Origin of the sequence: Cohnella xylanilytica, from assembly GCF_014212175.1 — a bacterium.
GTDB classification, from domain to species: domain Bacteria; phylum Bacillota; class Bacilli; order Paenibacillales; family Paenibacillaceae; genus Cohnella; species Cohnella xylanilytica.
In genome coordinates, this window is the sequence record NZ_JACJVR010000153.1 from 1 (window position 1) to 2,878 (window position 2,878).

At 50.3% G+C, this 2,878-nt stretch carries 3 protein-coding genes and 1 pseudogene; 1 reads left to right on the plus strand and 3 read right to left on the minus strand.

Features of this window, described 5'->3' with window-relative positions:
• Positions 1-10: 10 nt before the first annotated feature.
• A complete protein-coding gene (locus tag H7B90_RS31715) occupies positions 11-400 on the minus strand; it encodes a S26 family signal peptidase (RefSeq protein WP_185139912.1) in 390 nt (129 codons plus the stop codon).
• Between the two features lie 56 nt (positions 401-456).
• On the minus strand, positions 457-897 hold the full coding sequence (locus H7B90_RS31720) for a MerR family transcriptional regulator (RefSeq protein WP_185139913.1): 441 nt from the start codon (positions 895-897) through the stop codon (positions 457-459).
• A 174-nt stretch (positions 898-1,071) separates the two neighbouring features.
• Between H7B90_RS31720 and H7B90_RS31725 the strand changes: the two are divergent.
• A pseudogene (locus tag H7B90_RS31725) lies at positions 1,072-1,921 on the plus strand (aldo/keto reductase).
• Between the two features lie 98 nt (positions 1,922-2,019).
• On the opposite strand, the gene H7B90_RS31730 reads toward H7B90_RS31725, so the two are convergent.
• Positions 2,020-2,523 carry a hypothetical protein gene (locus tag H7B90_RS31730; protein WP_246578608.1) on the minus strand — a complete coding sequence of 168 codons (504 nt, stop codon included), beginning with the start codon at positions 2,521-2,523 and terminating at the stop codon, positions 2,020-2,022.
• Positions 2,524-2,878: the final 355 nt, after the last annotated feature.

Here is a 2,878-nt window from a genome sequence, read left to right on the forward strand (position 1 = left end):
CTTTCGAAATTCAGGATAAATCCTTACCGTAGAAAGTATTCAGTCGTTGTCCGTCTATATATACTTGACCTTTTTTCATTCGGATTTTCTCTCCGCTTAACGCAACAACTCGAAGAACGCTTTTTTTCTCCGCGCTCTGAAATCGGTTGGGAGGATATTGAAAATAGACAAGGTCTCCTCGTTGAATCTCATTACTCGAATAAGCATTAGGGTCGACGACAAGCGGACTGTGAGAGTAGTCTATATTCCCAAGCATATAATCATCGTTAATTTTAACGCTTATAGTCCCTTCTTGCGGCTTTACTGCTTTAAGTTCGTTTTTCGTAACCGAGTCGATTAGTTCCCCTTTGCATCCTGACAATAAGGCAGCGCAAACGAAGACAATCATTAAATATTTCAAACCATCACTTCCTTTTAGGTAAAAGCAAATAATGGAAATTTATTGGCGTAGGTTGGTTATACAGAGGGCGAGTAAAACACGTCGCTGTGCATATGCCGGATTTTGTCCCAGTTGCCGGGGTTGGTTGTGTCTGGAGAGCGGTGCTCCAGAATGGCCTGATACAGGGCGGCTTTTTGTTCCAAATGGTCAACGTGCCGTTTGGCTTCTTCGAGTCTCGCGAGCGCCGCTTCTTTATGCTCGATGATGAGCGCACTGCGTTGCGGAATGGTCGAATCCCCTTCGAGGCAAAGATCGACGTACTTTTTGATGACTTCGATCGGCATTCCGGATTGCTTGAGACATTTGACGCCATGCAGCCAGTTGATCGATTCTTCGTCGAACATCCGGATGTTGTTTGGATTGCGCTTTAAGCTCGGAACCAGGCCTTTATCGGTGTAAAAACGTACGGCGTGCTCGGTGAGCCCCGTTATGAAGGCGGCTTCTTTGACCGTATACATGCGTAATCCTCCTCGAGAAAAAGTGGTTAAAGACTGCTTGACTTCGTGTAACACGAAGGCGCTAGGCTTATTGTAAGGCAAACGGCCGTAAGCGGGAATCCCCGTGCGGCGTCCGATTTCCCGGGATGCACGGCCGTTTGCCATTTTATATTTTGAATAATGGGAGGAATGACCATGCAATCCGTAACATTGAACAACGGCGTGAAAATGCCGATCCTCGGCTTCGGGGTCTACCAAATACCCGATGCCGAACAATGCGAGAACGCGGTATACGAAGCGCTGATGGCCGGTTACCGCCTGATCGACACCGCCGCCGGTTACCTGAACGAGGAAGCGGTCGGACGCGCGATCAAGCGAAGCGGCGTACCGCGCGAAGAGCTGTTCATCACGACCAAGCTCTGGGTTCAGGACGCCGGATACGAGAGCGCCAAGCTGGCGTTCGCCAAATCGTTGAAGAAACTGCAGCTCGACTATCTCGATCTCTACCTGATTCACCAGCCGTTCGGCGATTACTACGGCGCTTGGCGCGCGATGGAGGAGCTGTACCGCGAAGGCAAGATCAGGGCGATCGGCGTCAGCAACTTCCTGCCCGACCGCCTGATGGACCTCATCGTGCATAACGAGATCGTGCCTGCCGTCAACCAGGTCGAGACGCACCCGTTCTACCAGCATCGAGAGCGGCGCTTTTATGAAGGAGCAGGGAGTGCAGCACCAGTCGTGGGCGCCGTTCGCTGAAGGACGGGGCAACATGTTCGGCAACGAAGCGCTGTCCTCGATCGCGGCCAAACATAACAAGTCCGTCGCTCAAGTCGTGTTGCGCTGGCTTGTTCAGCGAGAAGTCGTTGCTATTCCAAAATCGGTGCGCAAAGAGCGGATCGTCGAAAACTTCGACATTTTCGATTTTGAGTTGAGCGCGGACGATATGGAACGTATTGCCGCCCTCGATACGCGGGATAGTCTCTTCTTATCGTACCACGATCCGGAATTCGTCAAGATGCTGGGAACCTTGAGAGTCGATCTGTAACCGGCGTTAATTCCTTATCGCTGTCGGACGACAAACGGGGCCGCCGCAACAAAAACGAACCGCCGTATCCCGACGAGCGGCGGCCCGTTTGGCTGCATTCAAAATAAATCGGGACTCTGCATAGCCCCTATGTATTCGTAATTGTATATTTTACCGGCTGTACCTGTCGGAATCGCGCGGAATTTTCCTCTCTCCACAAGGCTGCGGCAGTACTTAATGACCGTCTGCTTGTGAACCTCCAATTCTATCGCCGCCTTCGCCGGACTAAGGATACGGTTGTTTCGAATGGCCAGACGCATCAACTGGCGTTCGATTTTTTGAAATTTGCGACGAACCGTCTCATCCTTCGCATCCGCTGCTATTAGATAAGGAGCGAGAATGCTTCGAACCATAGCCAGCACGAACGATGGATTTTCTTTCATTTCGTCGAAGGATATAGAGACCACGTAACAATCTTGCGACTGCAGGAACAGCCCCCTGTTCAGATCCATTCGATATTTCGAACGATCCTTGCCATGCGTACCGTAATCCATGATCTCGAATACAAACGAAGAACGCCCCATATCCAAATAAAATCCACGAAATACGACCGCCCCCGCCAATCTTTAACTTCGTATTCCGGATGCAAACCTGTAAAATGTCCCATCAGAGGCCACCATATGTTTTCCGCAAACATGCGGTTGCCAAATCCGTGCCCTCTTTTCAGAGCATCCTTTCGTTCCCCATGACGCTTCGACAAGTGGTCTTTTATCCATTTCTCATGCTCGATCTCAAAGCTCAACCGGATCACCCTTCCCGAGTAAAAAAATAAGCCCCGACTTCCCTTCGCTCAAGAAGGAAGATCGGGGCGTGCTTCGCCACAGTATATGAGTAAATATAGAATAAACCATTCGCCGCCAAGCAGCAAGGGGTTGCTCCTCCTGCGCTATCTTTGTGTGATTTTTCATACAAAAAATC

Bases quoted from the DNA above. Each gene is read 5' to 3' on its own strand.
- H7B90_RS31720 (WP_185139913.1), bottom strand. From the start codon at position 897: ATGTATACGGTCAAAGAAGCCGCCTTCATAACGGGGCTCACCGAGCAC.